The sequence below is a fragment of the Ruegeria sp. G7 genome, assembly GCF_056535465.1.
Map to the genome: position 1 here is coordinate 469809 of NZ_JBQFIL010000001.1, position 20374 is coordinate 490182.

Genomic DNA, 20374 nt, shown 5'->3' on the forward strand with positions numbered 1-20374 from the left:
TGACACCCGTCCAAAGCCCAACACGATAGCATGAGCGCAAGTAGGCTTAATTGGACTCGGCCGGGCCGACCGGGCAGTATCCAAAGACCAGCGTCAACACAGGGAGGCTTAAATGTGTGATGTATGCGTGATGAACGCCGTAAAAGATCGGATGATGTCGCGGCGATCCTTCTTCAAGGCGGGTGCCGCTGTCGCAGCCGGTACGGCGCTTGGAACTGCCAGCGCGCCACCCGCATTGGCCGCCGGCCATGGCGAAGTGGTGGACATGACCCATATTTACGACGCCGAGTTCCCAACCTATTTCGGAGAACCCGGCATAGAGGCTACCCAAGCCTTCAACTTCAAGGATCATGGGTTCAACCTGTTCAACCTTGCGGTAAACGAGCATACCGGCACACATATCGACGCGCCGCTGCATTTCTCGGCGGACGGCCAGTCGGTTGATGAGATACCGGTTTCGAACCTGGTCTGTCCGCTCTGCGTCGTTGATATCGCTGCAAAGGCGGCCGAGAACGCGGATGCGCAGGTTACGCCGGATGACCTGAAGGCCTGGATCGACGCCAACGGGCCGATCCCGGATGGGGCCTGTGTGGCGATGCACTCTGGCTGGGGCGCAAAAACGGCCACCGCCGGGTTCCGCAACGCCGATGACGAGGGCAAAATGCACTTCCCCGGCTTCCATGTCGAAGCCGCACAAATGCTGATAGATGAAACTGGCGCGGTCGCACTGGCGGTGGATTCCCTGTCTCTGGATCACGGACCATCGGCTGATTTCGCGACGCACTATGCGTGGCTGCCCACCAACCGGTACGGGATCGAGAACCTCGCCAATCTCGACAAGGTACCGGCCAGCGGCGCGACCCTGATTGTTGGCGCCCCGTCGCATCGGGGCGGAACGGGCGGCCCTGCCCGCATCTTTGCCATGGTCTGAGCGACCGGCAGGCAAATTGACGCATGTATTGGGCAGGGCTTTGGCCTTGCCCTTATTTTTTGAGACAGATCGAGAGTCTTGCCACGGGTTGCACCAGCTGCACGGCAGCTATGCCTAAGACCCTATGGCTCAGTGTTTTTACCTGCAGTAACGATGCGGTCGAGATTCAGAGACCAGTCGAGACCCGGACCCATGCGCCCCTCAGCCACACACAGCCTTTCCCTGCACACCGCCGTCGAAGTCACCACCGATATCACCAAAGGTATTTGGCACGCCCTCCTTGAGATTGGCGCTGCGCGGTTGAAAGTGCGCAAAGTACAGGCTCTCTGGGCAATGTCAGACAAAGAACTGGCGGCGCGGGACCTGCGGCGCGCAGATATCGTACGCCTGGTCATGGCTGGCGTGATCTGAACCCGCACCCAAGAGCACACGACAAACGGCCCGCAATCCTGCGGGCTTTTTCTTTGGGTTATCTTAATATGTTACCGATTTTTTGCCGTTAGCATAATCGCGTTACATTTTACTTGCCGCGAATCAGCCCAGCGCGTATTAACCGACCTACCGGTCACTTAATGACATCGCATAACATTCGGAGCCCGCACCCCATGGACGCCTTTATCTGCGACGCTCAGCGCACCCCAATCGGACGGTACGGAGGCAGCCTGAGCCAAGTGCGCCCCGATGATCTGGCCGCGATTCCGATTGCGGCCCTGATGGCACGCAACCCGCAGGTTGACTGGGCAAGCGTGGATGATGTGATCTATGGCGATGCCAATCAGGCGGGTGAAAGCAACCGCAATGTGGCGCGTATGGCAGCACTTTTGGCCGGGTTGCCTGTGGACGTACCAGGGACCACGATCAACCGGCTGTGTGCTTCGGGCATGGATGCGGTCGGCATGGCCGCCCGCGCAATCCGGGCCGGAGATTATGACATGGCCATCGCCGGGGGCGTCGAAAGCATGTCGCGCGCACCGTTTGTGATGCCCAAAGCGACCAGTGCCTTTTCCCGCGCCAATGCGGTTTTCGACACCACAATCGGCTGGCGGTTCGTGAACCCGAAGATGCAGAAAAATTTTGGTATCGACTCGATGCCCGAAACCGCAGATAACGTAGCGGAAACTTATGGCATCAATCGCGCCGATCAGGACGCCTTTGCCGAACGCAGCCAGGCCCGCTGGGCCGCGGCGCACCAGACCGGGGTGTTTCAGGAGGAGATCACCCCGGTCACAATCCCGCAGCGCAAAGGTGAGCCCGTCGTCGTCGACACTGACGAGCATCCGCGTCCGGGGACCACGGCAGAGAAACTCTCGGCCCTGAAGGGGATCAATGGGGCGGACAAGACCGTGACCGCCGGGAACGCCTCGGGCGTCAATGACGGCGCAGCGGCGATCCTTCTGGCGAATGAAGCTGCGGCGGCAAAGAACGATCTGACACCGATTGCCCGCGTGGTCGGCATGTCCGTTGCCGGGGTCGAGCCGCGCGTGATGGGCATCGGCCCGGTTCCGGCCAGCCAGAAGGTGCTGGCGCGCGCTGGCCTCAGCATCGATCAGATGGATGTGATAGAGTTGAATGAAGCGTTTGCCTCGCAAGGATTGGCGACGTTGCGCGAATTGGGTGTGGCGGATGATGCGCCGCATGTGAACCCAAACGGCGGCGCGATTGCGATTGGCCATCCGCTTGGGATGAGCGGTGCGCGGCTGGTGATGACCGCCGCTTATCAACTGCGCCGCACGGGCGGGCGGTATGCCCTGTGCACCATGTGCGTGGGCGTTGGCCAGGGGGCCGCACTTATTCTCGAACGCGTGTAAGGGAGGAGACCCGACATGTATGCTCAGATGATCAAGACAGCCGGAACCGGCGTGAAATCCCGCGAAGAAATGACCGAGCAGGAGCGCGCCTTTCAGGACAAGATCGACGCCGATATCAAGATCGAACCCAAAGACTGGATGCCCGACGATTACCGCGCGACGCTGATCCGCCAGATCGGCCAGCACGCCCATTCCGAGATCGTCGGCCAGCTGCCCGAGGGCAACTGGATCACCCGAGCACCCACGCTGGAGCGCAAGGCGATCCTGCTGGCCAAGGTACAGGACGAGGCCGGGCATGGGCTGTATCTGTATTGCGCGGCCGAAACGCTGGGTGTCAGCCGGGACGAAATCACCGAGATGCTGCTGGATGGCCGCATGAAGTATTCGTCGATCTTTAATTACCCGACGCTGAACTGGGCCGATATAGGCGCGGTCGGATGGCTGGTGGATGGGGCTGCGATCATGAATCAGGTGCCGCTGCAGCGGACCTCGTTCGGGCCGTATTCACGCGCAATGATCCGCATCTGCAAGGAAGAGAGCTTTCACCAACGTCAGGGTTATGACGCGATCCGCAAGATGGCCGAGGGCACGCCCGAACAGCGCCGGATGGCGCAGGATGCGCTGAACCGATTGTGGTATCCATCGCTGATGATGTTCGGCCCGTCCGACAAGGACAGCGTGCATTCAGCCCAATCCATGGCGTGGAAGATCAAGATCAACACCAATGACGAGCTGCGCCAGAAATTCGTCGATCAGACTGTCCCGCAGGCCGAATATCTGGGTCTGACAATCCCCGACCCGGACCTGAAATGGAACGAGGAGCGGGGCCATTATGACTACACCGACCCCGACTGGTCCGAATTCTTTGACGTCATCAAGGGCAACGGCCCCTGCAACGTGGACCGTCTGGCCGCGCGCAATAAGGCGTGGGACGACGGCCAATGGGTGCGGGACGGGTTGCTGGCCCATGCCCGCAAGAAACGCACCCGCAATCTGGCGGCAGAATAAACCCGAGGAGGACACACTATGAACAACGAATGGCCCCTGTGGGAAATCTTCATCCGCGGTCAACATGGAATGAGCCACCGTCACGTCGGCTCGCTACACGCCCCCGACGCGGAAATGGCGATCAAGAATGCCCGCGATGTCTACACCCGCCGCAACGAAGGCGTCTCGATCTGGGTGGTCGAAGCCAACAACATCTCGGCGTCGTCGCCCAGTGACAAAGGTCCACTTTATGAGCCCAGCGAAAGCAAGGTCTACCGTCACCCGACCTTTTTCGACATTCCTGATGAAGTGGGGGCGATGTGATGACACGCGATGAGGCGTTCCTGCAATTTCTGCTGCGGATGGGGGACAATACCCTGATCCTCGGCCATCGCGTCAGCGAATGGTGCGGCCACGCGCCGGTGCTGGAAGAAGACATCGCGCTGGCCAACACGGCGCTGGACCTGATCGGTCAGACACAGATGTGGCTTGGCCTTGCCGGAGAGGCCGACGGAGGCCAAAGCGCCGATGATCTGGCCTTTCTGCGTGACGCGTGGGATTTCCGAAATGTGCTGTTGGTCGAAGTGCCAAATGGAGATTTCGGGCGCACGCTGATGCGCCAGTTCCTGTTCGACGCATGGCATTCGATCATGCTGGGGCGACTGATGAAATCGTCTGACGACCGGGTCGCAGCAATCGCCGCGAAGGCCAGCAAAGAGGTCACATATCACCTCGAACGCTCGGGCGATACGGTTGTCGGGCTTGGTGACGGGACCGAGGAAAGCCATGCTCGCATGCAAGAGGCGCTGGACTACCTGTGGCCCTATGTCGGCGAAATGTTTGTCAGCGACGATGTCGATGCTGAAATGGTCGCGGCGGGAATCGCCCCGAACCCGGCTGATATGCGCACGGAATATGACGCTCTGGTCGAGCGGGTGCTGACCGAGGCCACCCTGACCATTCCCGAAAGCCGCTTTGCCCATAAAGGCGGGCGTGATGGCCGCATGCATACCGAACATCTGGGCCACCTGCTGACACAAATGCAGTGGCTGCAGCGCGCCTATCCCGGCGCAACGTGGTAACTGAGGATGCGGGCCTCGACGGATCAGGTATGGGCGTGGCTGGATGCTGTGCCCGACCCCGAGATCCCGGTGATCTCGGTGGTCGATCTGGGCATCGTGCGCGATGTGCAATGGGATAATGACACGCTGAAGGTCACGGTCACGCCGACCTATTCCGGCTGCCCGGCGACCTCGGTCATCAGCATGGATATCGAAACCGCGCTGCGCGAACATGGGATCGAAGATCTGCGGATCGAGACTAGTATCGCGCCTGCCTGGACCACGGATTGGCTCAGCGACAAGGGGCGCGCCCGGCTTGAGGAATACGGTATCGCGCCGCCCCAACCCGCAGGCGGCCCCGAACGCTGCCCGCGTTGTGGCAGCAAAGCGGTTGAGAAGGTCAGTCAGTTCGGCTCGACCCCGTGCAAGGCCCATTGGCGCTGCACCGACTGCCTGGAACCTTTTGACTATTTCAAGTGCATCTGAGGGAGGATCACCGGATGGCACGCTTTCATGATCTGGAAGTCACCGACATTCACAAAACCATCCGCGACGCGGTGGTGGTGACGCTGAAACCGGTGAACGGCTCGACCGAAGACTTCGAATTTACCCAAGGCCAATACCTGACCTTCCGCCGCGATTTCGATGGCGAGGAACTGCGTCGGTCCTATTCCATCTGCGCAGGCAAGGATGAGGGCGTTCTGCAGGTCGGTATCAAACGCGTGGATGGCGGTGCGTTTTCGACCTGGGCTAATACCGATTTACAGATAGGCGATACGGTTCAGGCGATGCCGCCGATGGGCAGCTTTCACACCGCTATCGATCCAGCTGCGGAAAAGCAATATCTTGGCTTTGCGGGCGGGTCGGGCATCACCCCGGTGTTGTCGATCCTGAAAACCACGCTCGCCCGCGAACCGCATTCCCGGTTCACGCTGGTCTATGCCAACAAAGGCGTGAACACGATCATGTTCCGGGAAGAGCTTGAAGACCTCAAGAACCTCTACATGGGACGCCTGAACGTGATCCACATTCTGGAAACGGACGCGCAAGAGATCGAGTTGTTTACTGGTTTGGTCACGCAGGAAAAATGCGCCGAGCTGTTTCAACACTGGATCGACGTACAGAACGTGGATACGGCCTTTATCTGCGGACCCGAGCCAATGATGCTGGGCATTGCCGCGGCGCTTCGTGCGCATGGCTTGAATGACGGACAGATCAAGTTCGAGCTGTTCGCCAGCGCCCAACCCGGTCGCGCCAAGCGCAAGGTCAGCGGGGCGGATACGGCGTCGCAAGCCAACCAGACCAAGGCATCGATCACCATGGACGGCGCAACGCAGACGGTCACCATGCCCAAGGATCGCTCGATCCTTGATGCGGCCCTGGAGAACGCGATGGACGCGCCTTATGCCTGCAAGGCCGGTGTTTGTTCGACCTGCCGCTGCCGTGTGCTTGAGGGCGAGGTCGAGATGGTCGCCAATCACGCATTGGAAGATTACGAGGTCGAGAAAGGCTATGTCCTGAGCTGTCAGGCCTACCCGCTGACTGACACCGTGGTCGTGGACTACGATCAATAGACCGGAGGGTATGATGGCTGAAGACATGACAATCGAGAGCTATCTGGCCGCAGGTGGCGTTCTGAGCAACCCAACCAACGTACCACCCCGCTATCGCGCGGAGCTGATGAAGCTGATGGCAACCTTCGTGGACAGCGAGCTGGCAGGGGCTGCGGGTTTTGCCGATGTGATCAATCAGGGCCCCGGCATCAAGGAACGTATCGCAGCGGCAAAGATTGTGCTGGAAAAGACCGACAATGCAGACCGCGTTCTGAAAATCATGGGTGAGTTCGGAGCCAATACCGACCGCTATGCCACTCACCACCCCTGGACCACCCGTCTGGATCGCGACGCGGATATTGGGGCAACCCGGTCCGAGCACGACATGCGCCTTGCCGTTTTCAACTATCCGATTGAGGGATGGGAAGACGCTGTGATCATGAACCTGCTGATGAGCCAAGCGGTTGCAGTCCAACTCGCGCAGTTTTCGCAGATATCCTACCAGCCGCTGGCCGAGGCGTTCCGCGACATCACCCCGATCGAGGCCCGCCATGGCGAACTGGCCCTTGAGGGCGCGATCAAGCTGATCGAACAGGGGAAGTCAGCGGAACTGCAGGCCTCGGTCGCGTACTGGTGGCCCCGCGTTGCGGCCAGCTTCGGGACAGCGACCACCGAGAAAACCGAGGCGCTTCGCAAGCTGGGCCTGCGGCAGTTGACCGGGGCCGAGATGAAAGATCAGTGGGTGGTCAAAGCGACCGAACAGATCGAGAAGCTGGGCCTGAAGGCGCCCTGATCTTCACGGCTGACGCTTGCGGCTGAGCAGCCCGTACTTCACCGCCAACCCGCGAAGCGAACGGCGTTTGCGCCGGACGCTCTTTGTCGACTGCGTCTGAGCGCCAGCTTTCCTGTTGAACTCGAACACATCAATCACACGTTCGGCGCAGCCGCACGCTTCGCCCAGACCCACTTTGGCGAAGTAGAATTTATCGAAACGATCAGGGCTTTGCATGGGCGACCTCCGACCCCATTCAAACCCATCTGGACGGCGCAGCCAAATCAACTCTGCGCCAGCCGAGGGTCAAAGACCGTCAACGCCTGACAAAGTCAGATTGCTCACCAGCGCCGCATAATCGCCGCGCGCTTCGGCATCTGCGCCCGCGTTCCACATATAGAACCAGTTCAACATCCCGAAAACGGACATGGTCGTGGCCCGCAGTTTGGCAGCGTCGCCCTTGAACGTGTCGGGCGCAACGCTGGCGATGATATCGCTGACAAACACCACCAGTTCGCGTTGATATCCCCGCAGCAGTTTCTGCTGTTCTTCTGGCAGCGCGGATATGCCGGTGGTCTGCACACGATGCTCATCATCCACGCCCTGATAGGCCAGCAGGATTTCCCGCAGCACGCGTTTCAGGCGTTCCGCGGGGTCCAAACCTTCAAGGTCGAGGCCGCAAATCTGATCCCGCAGCTGCCGCAGATAGCTGTCGAGCATATCGAACAGGATCGCATCCTTGCTGTCGTAATAGTGATAGATATTCGCCTTCGATATCCCACATTCCCGCGCCAGCTGAGACATGGAGGCCCGATCAAACCCCTCTTGCGCAAAGACGCGTGCCGCAGATTTCAGTATGCGAGCCCGTTTGTGGTCGTGGTCTTTTGCTATCGTGCGCGCCAATGTCTGACCCTCTCTCGCTCAGATGTCCCGATTGTCGATCACGCGCCGGGCCTTGCCCTGCGAGCGTTCGACCTCACCCGGCTCGCCTATATCGATCTCGGTCGAGATGCCAACCACCTCTTTGATCCGGCGTGACAGCATCCGGGCGGCGGCAGTTTTGCTGAGTTCATCCGCCGCGTCGGGCGTGGCCTCAACATGCACGCGCATGGCGTCCATCCGGCCCGCTTTGTAAAGTTCGATCTGGTAGTAGGGCGCAAGACCGCCGGTCGCCAGAACCTGTTCCTCGATCTGGCTGGGAAAGACATTCACGCCGCGCAGGATGATCATATCGTCCGAGCGTCCGGTGATCTTCTCCATCCGCCGCATCGACCGAGCGGTGCCGGGCAGCAACCGCGTCAGATCGCGCGTCCGATAGCGGATCATCGGCAGTCCCTCTTTGGTCAACGTGGTAAAGACCAGTTCACCAATTTCACCATCGGGCATGACCTCGCCGGTCTCGGGGTTGATGATCTCGGGATAGAAGTGATCCTCCCAGATCACCGGGCCGTCTTTGGTTTCGACACATTCATTGGCAACACCCGGCCCCATGATCTCGGACAGGCCGTAAATGTCGACGGCATGCATGTCGAAAGCTTGTTCCACCTCGGCGCGCATCGAATCCGTCCAGGGTTCAGCGCCAAAGATGCCAACCGCCAGAGAGCTTTCGCGCGGATCGAGACCAACCTTATGATACTGCTCAAGAATATTCAGCATATAAGATGGCGTCACCATGATCCCATCGGGTTTGAAATCGGTGATCAGGTCGACCTGCTTGCCGGTCTGTCCGCCGCTCATCGGGACGACCGTGGCCCCAAGGCGTTCGATCCCGTAATGCGCGCCCAGACCGCCGGTGAACAGGCCGTAGCCATAGGCGTTGTGCACCATATCGCCCCGGCGCAACCCGCTGGCCCTCAACGACCGCGCCACCAGATCGGCCCAGTTGTCGATATCACCCTGCGTGTACCCCACGACGGTCGGCTTACCGGTTGTGCCCGATGAGGCATGGACGCGGATGATCTGTTCGCGCGGGACGGCGAACAGGCCAAACGGATAATTCTCGCGCAGGTCGTTCTTGTAGGTGAAGGGGAATCGCGCCAGATCACTCAGAGATTGCAGGTCATCAGGATGGACCCCGGCCTCATCAAACCGCTGTCGATACATGGGCACGTTGTCATAGGCATGGCGCAGCGACCACTTGAGCCGGTCCAGTTGCAGCGTGCGAATTTCGTCAATCGAGGCGATCTCGATCGGATCAAGATCCGCCTTGTTCGGAGTAAGATCCTTCATGCCATCCCTCTTCGTCTTCAGGTCTCGTCAAACACCGGGCCTTTGACCGCGCGGGAAAACCCCCGGAATTCCGCGATCTTCTGGCCGGTTTGGTTGGTTACGGTCACGTCATAGATGCCGCTGCGCCCGGTCAGGCTTTGTTCGCTTGCGCGGGCGGTCAGCAGATCGCCGGACTGTGCCGGTGCGACAAAGCTGATGACATTGTGCTGCGCCACCGTGGACTGATTGCGGCTGTTGCAGGCGAAGGCAAAAGCGCTGTCGGCCAGCATGAAGGTCACGCCGCCATGACAGATACCATGACCGTTGCAGTGATGGTCCTGTACGGTCAGCGTCAGGGTCGCGTGGCCCTCATCAACCTCGCCCAACTCCATCCCCGCCCATTTCGAGGCATTGTCCCGCCCCCACATGGCAGCGGCGGCTTTTTGGGCGCGTTCCTTCGGCGTCATCCTAGTTCCCCCGAAATACCGGCGCGCGTTTTTCTAGAAACGCGGTCACACCCTCGGCATAATCCGCGCTTTCGCCGCAGGTCTTCATTGCGTCGGCCTCAAGTTCCAGATGTTCGGTCAGAGTATGCGTCGCGGCAGCCTGAATCGTCTGCTTGGTCAAACCCAACCCAAGCGTTGGGCCATCGGCAAGTTGTTCGGTCAATGCGCGGGCCTCGGCCATCAGATCGGCATCTGGGATCGCCTTCCAGATCAGCCCCCAATCGGCGGCCTGCTGCGCGGGCAAGGGCTGACCGGTCAGCGCCAAACCCTTGGCCCGCGCCTCGCCCAGAAGACGCGGAAGGTGCCAACTGCCACCGGTGTCGGGGATCAGGCCAACCTTGGAAAACGACTGAATGAACTTGGCCGATTCGGCGGCCAACACCACATCGCAGGCCAGCGCCAGATTTGCCCCCGCCCCCGCTGCAACGCCGTTGACGGCGCAGACAACTGGAAACTCAAGCGACCGGATCAGCCGCACCAGAGGCGCATAGAAGGTGCGTACAGTGTATCCCAGATCGGGCGGGCCTTCCATCGTCGCGGGATTCCGGTCGCCCAGATCCTGCCCGGCACAGAAACCGCGCCCGGCGCCAGTCAGCAGCACGGCGCGCGCCCCGCCGTCCCGCGCGGCCTCAAGCGCGGCGCGCAGGGCATAGTGCATCTCGTCGGTAAAACTGTTCAGGCGATCGGGGCGATTGAGTGTGATTTCAACCCATTGCCCCATATTCTGCGAAATAATCGTATCAGACATGCCCGGTTCGCTTTGCATAAGTTACAACAAACTTCTTGCATAAACCGAACGGTTGGTCAATAAATTCTCCAAGCTTTTGTGACTCGGCGGATCGGCAAGACCATCTGCGGCCCGTTGATAGTTACAAAACGAACCAATACCAAATTCACGACTTGCGCTTTTGAGGAGGAGACCCGGTCATGAAATTCACCAAGCTCACCACCCTGTTGGCCTCGGCAACGCTGGCGGTGTCCGGCACCATCGCCTTTGCTGCCGATTACACCCTGACGATTTCCAGCTGGGCCCCGCCGACCCACGGCATCAACGCCAAGATGTGGCCCAAGTTCGTCGAGATGGTCGAAGAGGCCACCGACGGTAAAGTCACCGCAGAACTCAAGCTGGGCATCGCCCCGCCGCCCGCGCAGATGGACCTGATCATGGACGGCGCCGCCGATGCCTCGATCATCTTCCACGGCTATCAGCCGGGTCGCTTTGTCACCACCAAGCTGATCGAACTGCCGGGCTATGAAGGCTCGGCCGAAGAGGCCTCGGTCGCCTATTGGCGCGCCTATGACCAGCACCTGAAAGCTGCCGACGAACATCGCGGCGTCAAGGTCATCGCCCTGCACACCCACGGCCCCGCGCAACTGCATTCCAGCAGCCCCGTGACCTCGCTGGACGAAGTGTCAGGCCTCAAGGTCCGCATCCCCGGCGGCGTTGGCGGTGACGTTGGCGCGGCGCTTGGCGCGACCGGCATTCAGGTGCCCGCGCCCAAGGTCTATGAAACGCTGGCCTCGAAAGCCGCCGACGGTGTTGTGATGCCGTTCGAATCCCGCAAGGGCTTCAAGCTGACCGAGGTGGCGCAGAACGTCTATGAACTGCCCGGCGGCCTCTATCGCGGTTCGTTTGCCTTTATCATGAACGAAGACACCTTCGCCGATCTGCCCGCAGACCTGCAGGCGGCGTTGGAAGAAAACGTATTCGGCGAACCCCTGAGCCGTGAAATCGGCAAGATCTGGGATGAGATCGACGCCACCGGACGCGAAGCCACCGAAGCCACCGAAGGCAACGCCATCAACGCGGCCAGCGACGCGGATCTCGAGAAATTCTCGACCATCGCCGAAGACATTCGCGGCAAGGTCATCGCCGAAGTTGACGCGACCGGTGTCGACGCACAGGCGGCCTATGACATGATCAAATCGGAAATGTCCTCGAACTGATCCGATTGCGCGGCGGCCAATTGCGCCGCCCCGCCTTATCCTGCGCGAGTTTCCCATGACCCCGATAATCCAGCTTGTGCGCCGTGCCAGCGCCCTTCCCGTGATTGTGGCCTGCATTGCCCTGTTCATCCTGATGGTGATGACCTTTTGCGACGTCATCCTGCGCTCGGTCTTCAACGCACCGATCGAGGCAGCGACCGAGCTGACGCGCATTCTGATGGCCATTCTGGTGTTTTCGGTGCTGCCCATTGTCTCGACCACAAACGGGCATATCGCGGTCGATCTAACGGACGGGTTCTTCAACCGCCTACAACTGTCACGCGCCCGCGATGTGGTGATCTATGTGGCCAGCGGCATCATGCTGTTCTGGCCGGTGCAGCGCGTCTGGGTTCTGGCCGAACGCGCGCGGGATTATGGGGATGTGACCGAGTATCTCTCGATCCCCACCTACCTGATCGGCTGGTTCATCGCGCTGTCCGTCGCCATCACCGCGCTGGTGATGATTGCGACCGGCCTGCTGAAAGCCTTCGCCCCCAACACCCTGTCGGAGCCCCTGTAATGACCGCTGCGCTGATCGGATTTGCGATTGTCCTGATACTGGTGCTGATGCGCCTGCCCATCGTCTTTGCCATGGGCCTCGTCGGCACGCTGGGCTTTGCCTATGAACGCGGCGGTTCGATCCTGTCCGAGCGGGGCCTCAAAGCCGCCATGTCCATGGTGGGCCGCCAGATCACCGACACAGCACAGGATTACGGCCTGTCGGTGGTGCCTCTGTTCATTCTGATGGGCCTGTTTGTGAACAAGGGCGGCATGGCGCGCGAGCTTTATGCAGTGTCCAACGCCTTTCTCGGCCATATGCGGGGCGGCATCGCCATGGCAACCGTCGCGGCCTGCGGCGGGTTCTCGGCCATTTGCGGATCGTCGCTGGCCACGGCAGCCACCATGTCCAAGGTCGCGATGCCGCAGATGCGCCGTTATGGCTATTCCGATGAGCTGTCGACCGCGTCGATTGCCGCCGGTGGCACGCTGGGCATCCTGATCCCGCCCTCGGTCATCCTGGTCATCTACGGGCTGCTGACCGAGACCTCGATCGGCAAACTGTTCATGGCGGGCATTATCCCCGGCATCCTTGGCATTTTGTTCTACCTCTTCGCCGTGCGCTGGACCGTCTGGCGCAACCCCGACTCCGGCCCAGCCGGAGAACGCGCCACATGGTCCGAACGCATTCGCGCTCTGGGCTCGGTCTGGGCAGTGCTGTTGCTATTCTTTCTGGTCATCGGTGGGCTTTACGGTGCCTTCGATTTTGAGCCCCTGAACCTAACATTCTCACCGACCGAGGCCGCAGGCATGGGCGCCGCCGGGGCTTTCCTGATCGCCCTGTTTCGTGGCGGCCTGACGGTCGGGTCCACCTTCGAAGTGCTAAAGGAGACCTGCTTTACCGCTTCGGCCCTGTTCGCAGTGCTGATCGGCGCGCAAATCTTTTCGAACTTCATCAATCTGGCCGGGTTGCCTGAAGCCCTGATCGCAATGGTCACGGCCTATGATGTCGAGCCCTTTGTGGTGATCCTGATGATCCTCGGCATCTACATCATTCTGGGTTGCGTGTTCGAGTCACTCTCGATGCTGCTGCTGACCGTCCCGATCTTCTTCCCGCTGGTCACATCGCTGGGATATGACCCGATCTGGTTCGGCATCGTCGTCGTGGTGGTCACCGAAATCTCGCTGATTACGCCGCCCGTGGGCCTGAACGTCTTCATCCTGAAAGGCGTGGTCGGAGACGTTTCGACCGGCACTATCTTTCGCGGCGTCACGCCCTTCTGGGTCGCCGATATCTTCCGCCTTGCACTGATCGTACTGGTGCCCGTCGTGGTCCTTTACCTGCCGCAGCAAATGGGCGCGTTGGGGCATTAGACCCCGCCTTTCACACAGGAGAACACTATGTCCCTGCATCAGATTTCCAGCTTTGCCGCAGGCCAATGGATCGCACCCGGAGACGGCGCACGCACCATCGCCTCGGCCATCACCGGCGCACCCTTTGCCAGCGCCGGAAACGTGGCGCTCGACGTGCAGGCAATGCTGGACTACGCGCGCACCTCAGGCGGCCCCGCCCTGCGCAAGCTCACATTCCACGACCGCGCCCGGATGCTGAAAGCTCTGGCGCAGGAGCTATCGGCGCATAAACAGGCGCTCTATGACCTCAGTTTTGAGACCGGAGCCACGCAGAAAGACCACCTGATCGACATCGACGGCGGCATCGGCACGATGTTTGTCTTCGCCTCGAAAGGGCGGCGCGAGATGCCGGATGCGCAGATCTATCTGGACGGCGACACCGAGCAGCTTTCACGCAACGGCACCTTTCTGGGTCAGCACATCTGCACCCCTCTGCAGGGTGTCGCGGTTCATATCAACGCCTTCAACTTCCCGGTTTGGGGAATGCTGGAAAAGCTGGCCCCGACCCTGTTGGCAGGCGTTCCCGCCATCGTGAAGCCTGCCACCAACAGCTGTTATGTCACCGAACTGGCGGTGCGTATCATGCTGGACAGCGGCATCCTGCCTGCCGGAGCGCTGCAACTGGTGTCCGGCGGGTTGGGCGACATGCTGGATCATCTGGGCTGTCAGGATGTGGTCAGCTTCACCGGTTCGGCCAGCACCGCGCTCAAGCTGCGGCAGACGCCTGCGATCCTGCAGAACTCGGTCCGGTTCGTGGCAGAACAAGACAGCCTGAACGCCTCGATCCTTGGCCCGGATGCCGCCCCCGGAACGCCCGAGTTTGACCTGTTCGTCAAAGAGGTCAGCCGCGAGATGACCACCAAGGCGGGCCAGAAATGCACCGCCATCCGCCGCATCATCGCACCCGAAGCGCAGGTCGACGCAGTGATCGCCGCACTGTCGGACCGGCTGGCAAAGATCACCATCGGCGACCCTCGGACCGAGACCACCCGCATGGGCGCGCTGGTGTCGAACGGGCAAAAGGCTGATGTGCTGGAAAAGGCCGCCCTGATCGGGCAGGAGGCCGAGCGCGTCTTCGGCAACCCCGATACCTTCGACCTCCAAGGCCCCGAGACCGGAGCCTTCGTGCCCCCGATGCTGTTCCACTGTACCGATCCCGACAACGCCCAGCGCGTGCATGATACCGAGGCCTTCGGCCCGGTTTCGACCCTGATGGGCTATCGCGACCTGGATCATGCTGTGGAGTTAGTCAATCGCGGTCAGGGGTCGCTGGTGACGTCGCTGATCACCCATGACACCGATGTTGCCCGCACCGTGGTGATGGGTGCGGCAGCCTATAACGGGCGGATTTACATCAACGACCGGGATTCGATGGGGGAATCGACAGGCCATGGCTCGCCGCTGCCGCATATGGTGCATGGCGGACCCGGTCGCGCGGGCGGGGGCGAGGAACTGGGCGGCGTGCGCGGCGTGAAACACTATATGCAGCGCACCGCGATTCAGGGCTCGCCCCGAATGCTCAGCAGCATCGGCCCCAGATGGGTGCCCGGAGCGCCCGAAATCAAAGGCCCAGCGCATCCCTTCACCCGCAAATTCGGAGAGCTGCAGATCGGCGAGACGCTGCACACCGATCCGCGCACGATCACGCTGGACGATATCGAGCATTTCGCCCATTTCACCGGCGATACGTTCTATGCCCATATGGACGAGGACGCAGCGGCGCGAAATCCGTTCTTCCCCGGTCGCGTGGCGCATGGCTACCTGTTGCTCAGCTTCGCGGCGGGCCTGTTCGTGGAACCGAACGAGGGGCCGGTGCTGGCCAATACCGGGCTGGACGGGCTGCGCTTCATGAAGCCTGTCGTTGCCGGAGACAGCATCAAGGTGCGTCTGACCGTCAAACAGAAAACCCCGCGCAATGAAGACTATGGCGAGGTGCGCTGGCACGTGTCGCTGACCAATCAGGACGACGAACCGGTGGCAGAATATGAGCTGCTGACCATGAACGCCCGCTGAATACCTGTTTTTCTTATTGGCTCTAATGGGTTAAACTGGTCGCATGACCAATCAAAGCCCGTGGTTCGAAACGGCTGTGGCCGAGCTGACGGACCCGCAGGATCAGCGGGTGTGGTCGATCATTGTCTCGCTGTTCGGCGACATGGCGCAGGAGCCCGGCGCACAGATCTCGGGCGGGGCGCTGACCCGGATCATCGAGCCGATGGGGATCAAGCCCGAGGCGATCCGTGTTGCCCTGCACCGCCTGCGCAAGGATGGCTGGATTGAAAGCGACCGTATCGGCCGCGTCTCGCGCCATGTTCTGACCGAGTTCGGACGCACCCAATCCGCCGCCGTCACCCCCCGCATCTACGCACGGGGTCCGGCCCCGGTTGAACACTGGCATCTTCTGATCGCAAATGACGGCTCGGGCACGCAGGTGCTTGAGGACGTGATGCTGAGCCATGATTACATCCCCGTCGGGCGCAATGTCGCTTTGGGCGCAGGCCCTGCGCCGGATCAGACGGATGGCCTGTTGGCGCTGGACATATCCCCCCGCAGCGCCCCCAAATGGGTTCAGGACAAGCTTTGTCCGCCCGAGCAGCGCGCAGCCTGTCAGGCGTTGCTAGCGGCGACCAATCGCGCCGCCCAATCAGGCCCGGATACATGGAAGCCAACCCCACTGCAGAGCGCGACGCTGCGCACCCTGCTGGTGCACCGCTGGCGACGGGTGGTGCTGCGGCAGCCCGACCTGCCCCCGGCCTTCTATCCGGCGGACTGGGTGGGCCCCGACTGCCGCGACAATGTGTTTGGCCTGCTCGACCGGCTACCCCGCCCCTCGGCGGCAGTTCTGAGCGGGAACGCTTGACCAAAGGGCAGCCTGTTCAAACTACCCCCGCGCGCCATATCATCAATTCACCGCACAATCTGAGGGGGCAGGCAGAGATGGCAACACAGACAGATATGCTGATCGTCGGAGCCGGCTTCTCGGGCCTGACGATGGCGCTTGAGGCACGCAAGCGCGGTTTGTCGGACATCACCATTCTGGAAAAAGCTGGCGATATTGGCGGAACATGGCGTGAGAACACCTATCCCGGTGTGGCTTGCGACGTGCCCTCGCACCTCTATTCGATGGCAACACATCTGAACCCGGATTGGACCCGTGCCTATGCCGGCGGGGCCGAGATTCAGTCCTATCTGCAAGGCATCGCGCGGGATGAGGGGTTGTACGACCTCTGCCACTTCCATCAGACCCTGAAATCCGCCCATTGGGACGGCACGCGCTGGCAGGTCGAGACCGAGGATGGCCACCGCTGGTCCGCACGGTTTCTGGTCTCGGCGATTGGCGCGCTGCATGTGCCCCTCATCCCGCATATTGCCGGGGCCGACAGCTTTGCTGGCCCCAGTTTTCACTCGGCCCAATGGGACCATGACGTTGCGCTGACCGGCAAAAGGGTTGCCGTTATCGGCACCGGCGCTTCTGCCGTCCAGTTTGTCCCCGAGATCGCCAAAACGGCCGCTCGGGTCACCATCTTCCAGCGCAGCGCGCCCTATGTTCTGCCTCGCCCGGACGGACCAATCGCGCCATGGGTGCGTCGCCTGTACCGGCATCTTCCACTGTTGCCCCGCGTCCGGCGCCAGTTGATCTACATGCTGTTCGAGTTCCGCCACCGTGTCTTCCGGGGCGAGCCACGCGCCGTTGAGTTTGCGATGAAAATGTGGCGACAAGCCTTGGAGGGGGCAATCAGCGATCCCGCCCTCAAGGCCGCGCTGACGCCGGATTACGCAATCGGATGCAAACGCATCCTCAGCTCGAATGACTGGTACCCGACGCTGGCGCGCCAGAATGTGGATGTGGTGCCACATGCGGTCGCCTCGATTGATCACAACCGCATTACGGCCAGCGATGGCAGTCAGACCGAGGCTGATATTCTGGTCTGGGGCACCGGGTTCCATGTCACAGATGTGGTCGAAAACCTCGATATCACCGGAACCAGGGGCCTGACGCTGAAACAGGCCTGGTCTGATGGCATGCAGGCGAATCTTGGCACCGCGATCGCCGGTTTTCCGAATTTCTTCATCCTGCTTGGCCCGCATACAGGGCTGGGGCATAACTCGGTCGTGCTGATGATCGAGGCGCAGGTCGGCCATATCGGGCGCGTTTTGTCGGCAATGCAAAGCGACGGCCTGCGCATCATCACCCCGGCTGCCGATAAACAGGCGGCATTCACGCAAGAGATGCAGGACCGTCACGTTGAAAGCGTTTGGCAAGCGGGCGGCTGCACCTCGTGGTATCAGGACGCCGACGGGCGAAACACAACGCTCTGGCCGGGCACCGTGTCGGAATTCAGGAAACGCATGGCACGATCAGGCCTGGAACAATACCATGCCCTTAGCGAAGCAAACGGAGACCCGTGATGTCGATCCTGCTGACGATTGTTCTTCTGCTGGCCGCCTTCCTTTTGGGAATGCACCTCTGGACCCGCCGCCTGACGCGGCAGGGAAGCAACATGGTCCCGCAACTGGGGCAGATCGTGCCCGTGCCCGGCGGTAGTATCCACTATGTCGAAAAAGGCGACCCGACCAATCCGACAATCGTGATGATCCATGGGCTCTCGGGTCAGTTGCAGCATTTCACATATGCTCTGATGGATGACCTTGCACAGCAGTATCACGTTCTCGCACTTGATCGTCCGGGCTGCGGGTATTCGACACGCGACGCGGCCGAATTGGCAGCGCTGCCGGAACAAGCCCGTATGATCCATGCGTTCCTCGAGACAAAAGATGTCGACCAGGCCATCTTGGTTGGCCACTCTCTCGGTGGCGCGGTGTCTCTGGCGATGGCACTGGACTATCCCGACAAAACCGCCGCCCTGGCGCTGCTGGCGCCCCTGACGCAGCCTATGCCCGCGCCGCCCGCTGTGTTCAAGCCGCTTGAAATCCGCGCCGAATGGCTGCGCAGCCTGATCGGCAACACCATCGCTGTTCCGATGGCGCGAAAAACCGCACCCATGGTGCTGAAAGAGGTCTTTGCCCCCGAACCCGCGCCCGCCGATTTTCTGGATCGTGCCGGGGGTGCGCTCGGCCTGCGCCCCTCGGCCTTCATCACCGCGTCGCAGGACGTGATCGGAGTGCAAACCAGCATGGAGGCGGTTGCGCAACGCTATGGAGAGCTGAACACCCCCGGCGGTATCCTGTTTGGGACCGAAGACCCTATTCTATCGGCTCAGACCCATGGCGCAGCAATGACGAAGTTCGGGCTGAGCTATGAGAAAATGGAACATCGCGGGCATATGATCCTCATCACCGAACCGGAGGCTTGCGCGCGCTTCATCCGCCAGATCGCGGACGCAAAACCCGCCTCGGCTGCGACGTAAAACCGGAACTGAGAAGGCTTGCAAAGAATCTCTGCCAGCGATGTTTTCCCTCTTGACCCTCCCCGGTCCCTCGCTTAAATCGCCTCTCACCCATGGCGGAGTAGCTCAGTTGGTTAGAGCAGCGGAATCATAATCCGCGTGTCGGGGGTTCAAGTCCCTCCTCCGCTACCAAAATCCCCTCTGAAAACGGCCTCGGCAACACGCGCGAAACAGATATCCTGCGGTACCGTTTGAACACGGCTTGGACGCGGTTGCCCTTCAATTTTCTTGCGAACCGGCTCAAGCACCGTTTACCCCTTGGTCTTCAGGAGCACCTCAAACATCTGCCGAATCTCTGCCAACTGAGCTTCGGTATAGCCCGTAGACACTTGCTCTGCGCTCTCAGCAAGGTCATCGGTTGCAAAGAGCTGGGCACGCGCGGGAAAAAATGACCGGCGCAGCGCTTCATTGCTGCCCATATACTTCTCAATATACCTTATCCGCTGATCCCGTGTCAGCACCTGCGCCTTGCCTTGCTGATCCGGAGGCAATGCCCTTTGGACTCGCCGCACTTTTGGGTGCCCTGCATCAGCCAGCACCTGCAACAGTTGTATGCGCCCCAGAGATGGGGATGTGTTTTCGACCCGAGTGTCCGGCACCATGCCAGCCAACGCCTCAAACCCCATCACAGACAAAGCATCCGTTACTGTAGAGCCCCCAACCAGGCTTTTGGGCTCGCATATGCGCGGATGAATGTCGCATTCCATATCAAACCAAGGCCGCAGTTCCGCATAATAATCCGAACCGGATCCATCAAACTTCTTGATGTAGTCCCAGATCGTTCCCCGGAACCTGCCATTCTTGAGTTTTTGCAAATACTTACTTTCGATGTACCGGTCTTGCCTGCGAAAATAAACCAGCACATTCAAGGGGTAGCTGCCAAGGATCGGCACTGCCTCGATGATGCGCTCGGGGGCCATCCCGTACAGCATCTCTGAAGAAATCAAAACTTTCGGCGCGCGACTGCTTTCAATCAGGCGGGTCAGATGCGATGAGATCTCCTGCAGTTGTTCTGAACGTTTTCGATTGATCGCAATAGCAAGCTTGTTAACCGAAGAGTGCCTTTTGACCGTTGCGTACAGAAGTCCTGCACGTCCCAGCGCAGCCGCATTCTCATTGCAGTAATGCTGGAGGGCGGTGGTGCCGCTTTTTGCGGTGCCGATGTGAAGCCAAATTTCCTGGACCATTCTCACCACCGGATTGTCAGATTTGCGGGCACGCACCCTTAATTGCTCTCAAACCT

The 20374-nt window shown here is 60.6% G+C and carries 22 protein-coding genes and 1 tRNA gene; 17 read left to right on the forward strand and 6 right to left on the reverse strand.

All coding sequences use genetic code 11. The annotated features are described in order from the left end of the window. Positions 1 to 112: 112 nt before the first annotated feature. The 9 genes from ACR3EN_RS02305 to ACR3EN_RS02345 all read left to right on the forward strand — a co-directional run bounded on the left by ACR3EN_RS02305 (position 113) and on the right by ACR3EN_RS02345 (position 7133). Positions 113 to 931, forward strand: coding sequence for a cyclase family protein (locus tag ACR3EN_RS02305; RefSeq protein ID WP_480819247.1), 819 nt, complete (start codon positions 113 to 115; stop codon positions 929 to 931). Between the two features lie 192 nt (positions 932 to 1123). After that, entirely contained in the window at positions 1124 to 1342 is a 219-nt protein-coding gene (locus ACR3EN_RS02310; protein WP_480819246.1) for a DUF1127 domain-containing protein, read from the forward strand. Positions 1343 to 1536: 194 nt separating this feature from the next. Beyond that, on the forward strand, positions 1537 to 2739 hold the full coding sequence (gene pcaF, locus ACR3EN_RS02315) for a 3-oxoadipyl-CoA thiolase (protein ID WP_480819245.1): 1203 nt from the start codon (positions 1537 to 1539) through the stop codon (positions 2737 to 2739). 15 nt (positions 2740 to 2754) lie between these two features. Beyond that, positions 2755 to 3747 carry a 1,2-phenylacetyl-CoA epoxidase subunit PaaA gene (gene paaA, locus ACR3EN_RS02320; protein ID WP_480819244.1) on the forward strand — a complete coding sequence of 331 codons (993 nt, stop codon included), beginning with the start codon at positions 2755 to 2757 and terminating at the stop codon, positions 3745 to 3747. An 18-nt stretch (positions 3748 to 3765) separates the two neighbouring features. Continuing rightward, on the forward strand, positions 3766 to 4050 hold the full coding sequence (gene paaB, locus ACR3EN_RS02325) for a 1,2-phenylacetyl-CoA epoxidase subunit PaaB (protein WP_010437865.1): 285 nt from the start codon (positions 3766 to 3768) through the stop codon (positions 4048 to 4050). Further along, on the forward strand, positions 4050 to 4808 hold the full coding sequence (gene paaC / locus ACR3EN_RS02330; protein ID WP_480819243.1) for a 1,2-phenylacetyl-CoA epoxidase subunit PaaC: 759 nt from the start codon (positions 4050 to 4052) through the stop codon (positions 4806 to 4808). The genes paaB and paaC overlap by 1 nt, the downstream gene beginning before the upstream one ends. Before the next feature lie 6 nt (positions 4809 to 4814). After that, complete coding sequence (gene paaD, locus ACR3EN_RS02335; protein ID WP_480819242.1) at positions 4815 to 5273, forward strand: 1,2-phenylacetyl-CoA epoxidase subunit PaaD; 459 nt, start codon at positions 4815 to 4817, stop codon at positions 5271 to 5273. Between the two features lie 14 nt (positions 5274 to 5287). Continuing rightward, the gene (paaE, locus tag ACR3EN_RS02340) at positions 5288 to 6361 is read left to right on the forward strand and encodes a 1,2-phenylacetyl-CoA epoxidase subunit PaaE (protein ID WP_480819241.1); all 1074 of its coding nucleotides are present in this window, start codon (positions 5288 to 5290) and stop codon (positions 6359 to 6361) included. 13 nt (positions 6362 to 6374) lie between these two features. Then, positions 6375 to 7133 (forward strand): Phenylacetic acid catabolic protein, encoded by a 759-nt coding sequence (locus tag ACR3EN_RS02345; protein ID WP_480819240.1) that lies wholly within the window; start codon positions 6375 to 6377, stop codon positions 7131 to 7133. A gap of 3 nt (positions 7134 to 7136) precedes the next feature. Here the strand turns inward: ACR3EN_RS02345 and ACR3EN_RS02350 are convergent, their stop codons facing one another. The 5 genes from ACR3EN_RS02350 to paaG form a co-directional block, all read right to left on the reverse strand. Further along, positions 7137 to 7349: a hypothetical protein gene (locus ACR3EN_RS02350; protein ID WP_480819239.1), complete on the reverse strand. Its 213-nt coding sequence runs from the start codon at positions 7347 to 7349 to the stop codon at positions 7137 to 7139. A gap of 69 nt (positions 7350 to 7418) precedes the next feature. After that, on the reverse strand, positions 7419 to 8015 hold the full coding sequence (locus tag ACR3EN_RS02355; RefSeq protein WP_480819238.1) for a TetR/AcrR family transcriptional regulator: 597 nt from the start codon (positions 8013 to 8015) through the stop codon (positions 7419 to 7421). An 18-nt stretch (positions 8016 to 8033) separates the two neighbouring features. Next, positions 8034 to 9341: a phenylacetate--CoA ligase PaaK gene (paaK, locus tag ACR3EN_RS02360; protein WP_480819237.1), complete on the reverse strand. Its 1308-nt coding sequence runs from the start codon at positions 9339 to 9341 to the stop codon at positions 8034 to 8036. 17 nt (positions 9342 to 9358) lie between these two features. Next, positions 9359 to 9787 (reverse strand): hydroxyphenylacetyl-CoA thioesterase PaaI, encoded by a 429-nt coding sequence (gene paaI / locus ACR3EN_RS02365; RefSeq protein ID WP_480819236.1) that lies wholly within the window; start codon positions 9785 to 9787, stop codon positions 9359 to 9361. Between the two features lies 1 nt (position 9788). Continuing rightward, on the reverse strand, positions 9789 to 10574 hold the full coding sequence (gene paaG, locus ACR3EN_RS02370) for a 2-(1,2-epoxy-1,2-dihydrophenyl)acetyl-CoA isomerase PaaG (protein ID WP_480819235.1): 786 nt from the start codon (positions 10572 to 10574) through the stop codon (positions 9789 to 9791). A gap of 179 nt (positions 10575 to 10753) precedes the next feature. On the opposite strand from paaG, the gene ACR3EN_RS02375 reads away from it, so the two are divergent. From ACR3EN_RS02375 to ACR3EN_RS02410, 8 genes are all read left to right on the forward strand, one after another. Next, positions 10754 to 11773 carry a TRAP transporter substrate-binding protein gene (locus ACR3EN_RS02375; RefSeq protein ID WP_480819234.1) on the forward strand — a complete coding sequence of 340 codons (1020 nt, stop codon included), beginning with the start codon at positions 10754 to 10756 and terminating at the stop codon, positions 11771 to 11773. Between the two features lie 55 nt (positions 11774 to 11828). Beyond that, entirely contained in the window at positions 11829 to 12332 is a 504-nt protein-coding gene (locus ACR3EN_RS02380; protein ID WP_480870309.1) for a TRAP transporter small permease, read from the forward strand. After that, positions 12332 to 13684, forward strand: a complete 1353-nt coding sequence (locus ACR3EN_RS02385; RefSeq protein ID WP_480819232.1) for a TRAP transporter large permease — start codon at positions 12332 to 12334, stop codon at positions 13682 to 13684. Before ACR3EN_RS02380 ends, ACR3EN_RS02385 begins: the two co-directional genes overlap by 1 nt. A 27-nt stretch (positions 13685 to 13711) precedes the next feature. After that, positions 13712 to 15736, forward strand: a complete 2025-nt coding sequence (paaZ, locus tag ACR3EN_RS02390) for a phenylacetic acid degradation bifunctional protein PaaZ (protein WP_480819231.1) — start codon at positions 13712 to 13714, stop codon at positions 15734 to 15736. Between the two features lie 43 nt (positions 15737 to 15779). Beyond that, positions 15780 to 16583, forward strand: a complete 804-nt coding sequence (locus ACR3EN_RS02395; RefSeq protein WP_480870311.1) for a PaaX family transcriptional regulator C-terminal domain-containing protein — start codon at positions 15780 to 15782, stop codon at positions 16581 to 16583. Positions 16584 to 16660: 77 nt separating this feature from the next. Beyond that, the gene (locus ACR3EN_RS02400; RefSeq protein WP_480819229.1) at positions 16661 to 18133 is read left to right on the forward strand and encodes a flavin-containing monooxygenase; all 1473 of its coding nucleotides are present in this window, start codon (positions 16661 to 16663) and stop codon (positions 18131 to 18133) included. Then, positions 18133 to 19092 carry an alpha/beta fold hydrolase gene (locus tag ACR3EN_RS02405; protein ID WP_480819228.1) on the forward strand — a complete coding sequence of 320 codons (960 nt, stop codon included), beginning with the start codon at positions 18133 to 18135 and terminating at the stop codon, positions 19090 to 19092. Before ACR3EN_RS02400 ends, ACR3EN_RS02405 begins: the two co-directional genes overlap by 1 nt. A 94-nt stretch (positions 19093 to 19186) precedes the next feature. Then, positions 19187 to 19263: transfer RNA gene (locus ACR3EN_RS02410), tRNA-Met, on the forward strand. Positions 19264 to 19382: 119 nt separating this feature from the next. Here the strand turns inward: ACR3EN_RS02410 and ACR3EN_RS02415 are convergent. After that, on the reverse strand, positions 19383 to 20318 hold the full coding sequence (locus tag ACR3EN_RS02415) for a hypothetical protein (protein ID WP_480819211.1): 936 nt from the start codon (positions 20316 to 20318) through the stop codon (positions 19383 to 19385). Positions 20319 to 20374: the final 56 nt, after the last annotated feature.

Excerpts from the sequence above, each read along its gene's own strand:
- ACR3EN_RS02305 (WP_480819247.1), top strand. The coding sequence starts at position 113 with ATGTGTGATGTATGCGTGATGAACGCCGTAAAAGATCGGATGATGTCG.
- ACR3EN_RS02310 (WP_480819246.1), top strand. The coding sequence starts at position 1,124 with ATGCGCCCCTCAGCCACACACAGCCTTTCCCTGCACACCGCCGTCGAA.
- pcaF (WP_480819245.1), top strand. The coding sequence starts at position 1,537 with ATGGACGCCTTTATCTGCGACGCTCAGCGCACCCCAATCGGACGGTAC.
- paaA (WP_480819244.1), top strand. The coding sequence starts at position 2,755 with ATGTATGCTCAGATGATCAAGACAGCCGGAACCGGCGTGAAATCCCGC.
- paaB (WP_010437865.1), top strand. The coding sequence starts at position 3,766 with ATGAACAACGAATGGCCCCTGTGGGAAATCTTCATCCGCGGTCAACAT.
- paaC (WP_480819243.1), top strand. The coding sequence starts at position 4,050 with ATGACACGCGATGAGGCGTTCCTGCAATTTCTGCTGCGGATGGGGGAC.
- paaD (WP_480819242.1), top strand. The coding sequence starts at position 4,815 with ATGCGGGCCTCGACGGATCAGGTATGGGCGTGGCTGGATGCTGTGCCC.
- paaE (WP_480819241.1), top strand. The coding sequence starts at position 5,288 with ATGGCACGCTTTCATGATCTGGAAGTCACCGACATTCACAAAACCATC.
- ACR3EN_RS02345 (WP_480819240.1), top strand. The coding sequence starts at position 6,375 with ATGGCTGAAGACATGACAATCGAGAGCTATCTGGCCGCAGGTGGCGTT.
- ACR3EN_RS02350 (WP_480819239.1), bottom strand. The coding sequence starts at position 7,349 with ATGCAAAGCCCTGATCGTTTCGATAAATTCTACTTCGCCAAAGTGGGT.
- paaK (WP_480819237.1), bottom strand. The coding sequence starts at position 9,341 with ATGAAGGATCTTACTCCGAACAAGGCGGATCTTGATCCGATCGAGATC.
- paaI (WP_480819236.1), bottom strand. The coding sequence starts at position 9,787 with ATGACGCCGAAGGAACGCGCCCAAAAAGCCGCCGCTGCCATGTGGGGG.
- paaG (WP_480819235.1), bottom strand. The coding sequence starts at position 10,574 with ATGTCTGATACGATTATTTCGCAGAATATGGGGCAATGGGTTGAAATC.
- ACR3EN_RS02375 (WP_480819234.1), top strand. The coding sequence starts at position 10,754 with ATGAAATTCACCAAGCTCACCACCCTGTTGGCCTCGGCAACGCTGGCG.
- ACR3EN_RS02380 (WP_480870309.1), top strand. The coding sequence starts at position 11,829 with ATGACCCCGATAATCCAGCTTGTGCGCCGTGCCAGCGCCCTTCCCGTG.
- ACR3EN_RS02385 (WP_480819232.1), top strand. The coding sequence starts at position 12,332 with ATGACCGCTGCGCTGATCGGATTTGCGATTGTCCTGATACTGGTGCTG.
- paaZ (WP_480819231.1), top strand. The coding sequence starts at position 13,712 with ATGTCCCTGCATCAGATTTCCAGCTTTGCCGCAGGCCAATGGATCGCA.
- ACR3EN_RS02395 (WP_480870311.1), top strand. The coding sequence starts at position 15,780 with ATGACCAATCAAAGCCCGTGGTTCGAAACGGCTGTGGCCGAGCTGACG.
- ACR3EN_RS02400 (WP_480819229.1), top strand. The coding sequence starts at position 16,661 with ATGGCAACACAGACAGATATGCTGATCGTCGGAGCCGGCTTCTCGGGC.
- ACR3EN_RS02405 (WP_480819228.1), top strand. The coding sequence starts at position 18,133 with ATGTCGATCCTGCTGACGATTGTTCTTCTGCTGGCCGCCTTCCTTTTG.
- ACR3EN_RS02415 (WP_480819211.1), bottom strand. The coding sequence starts at position 20,318 with ATGGTCCAGGAAATTTGGCTTCACATCGGCACCGCAAAAAGCGGCACC.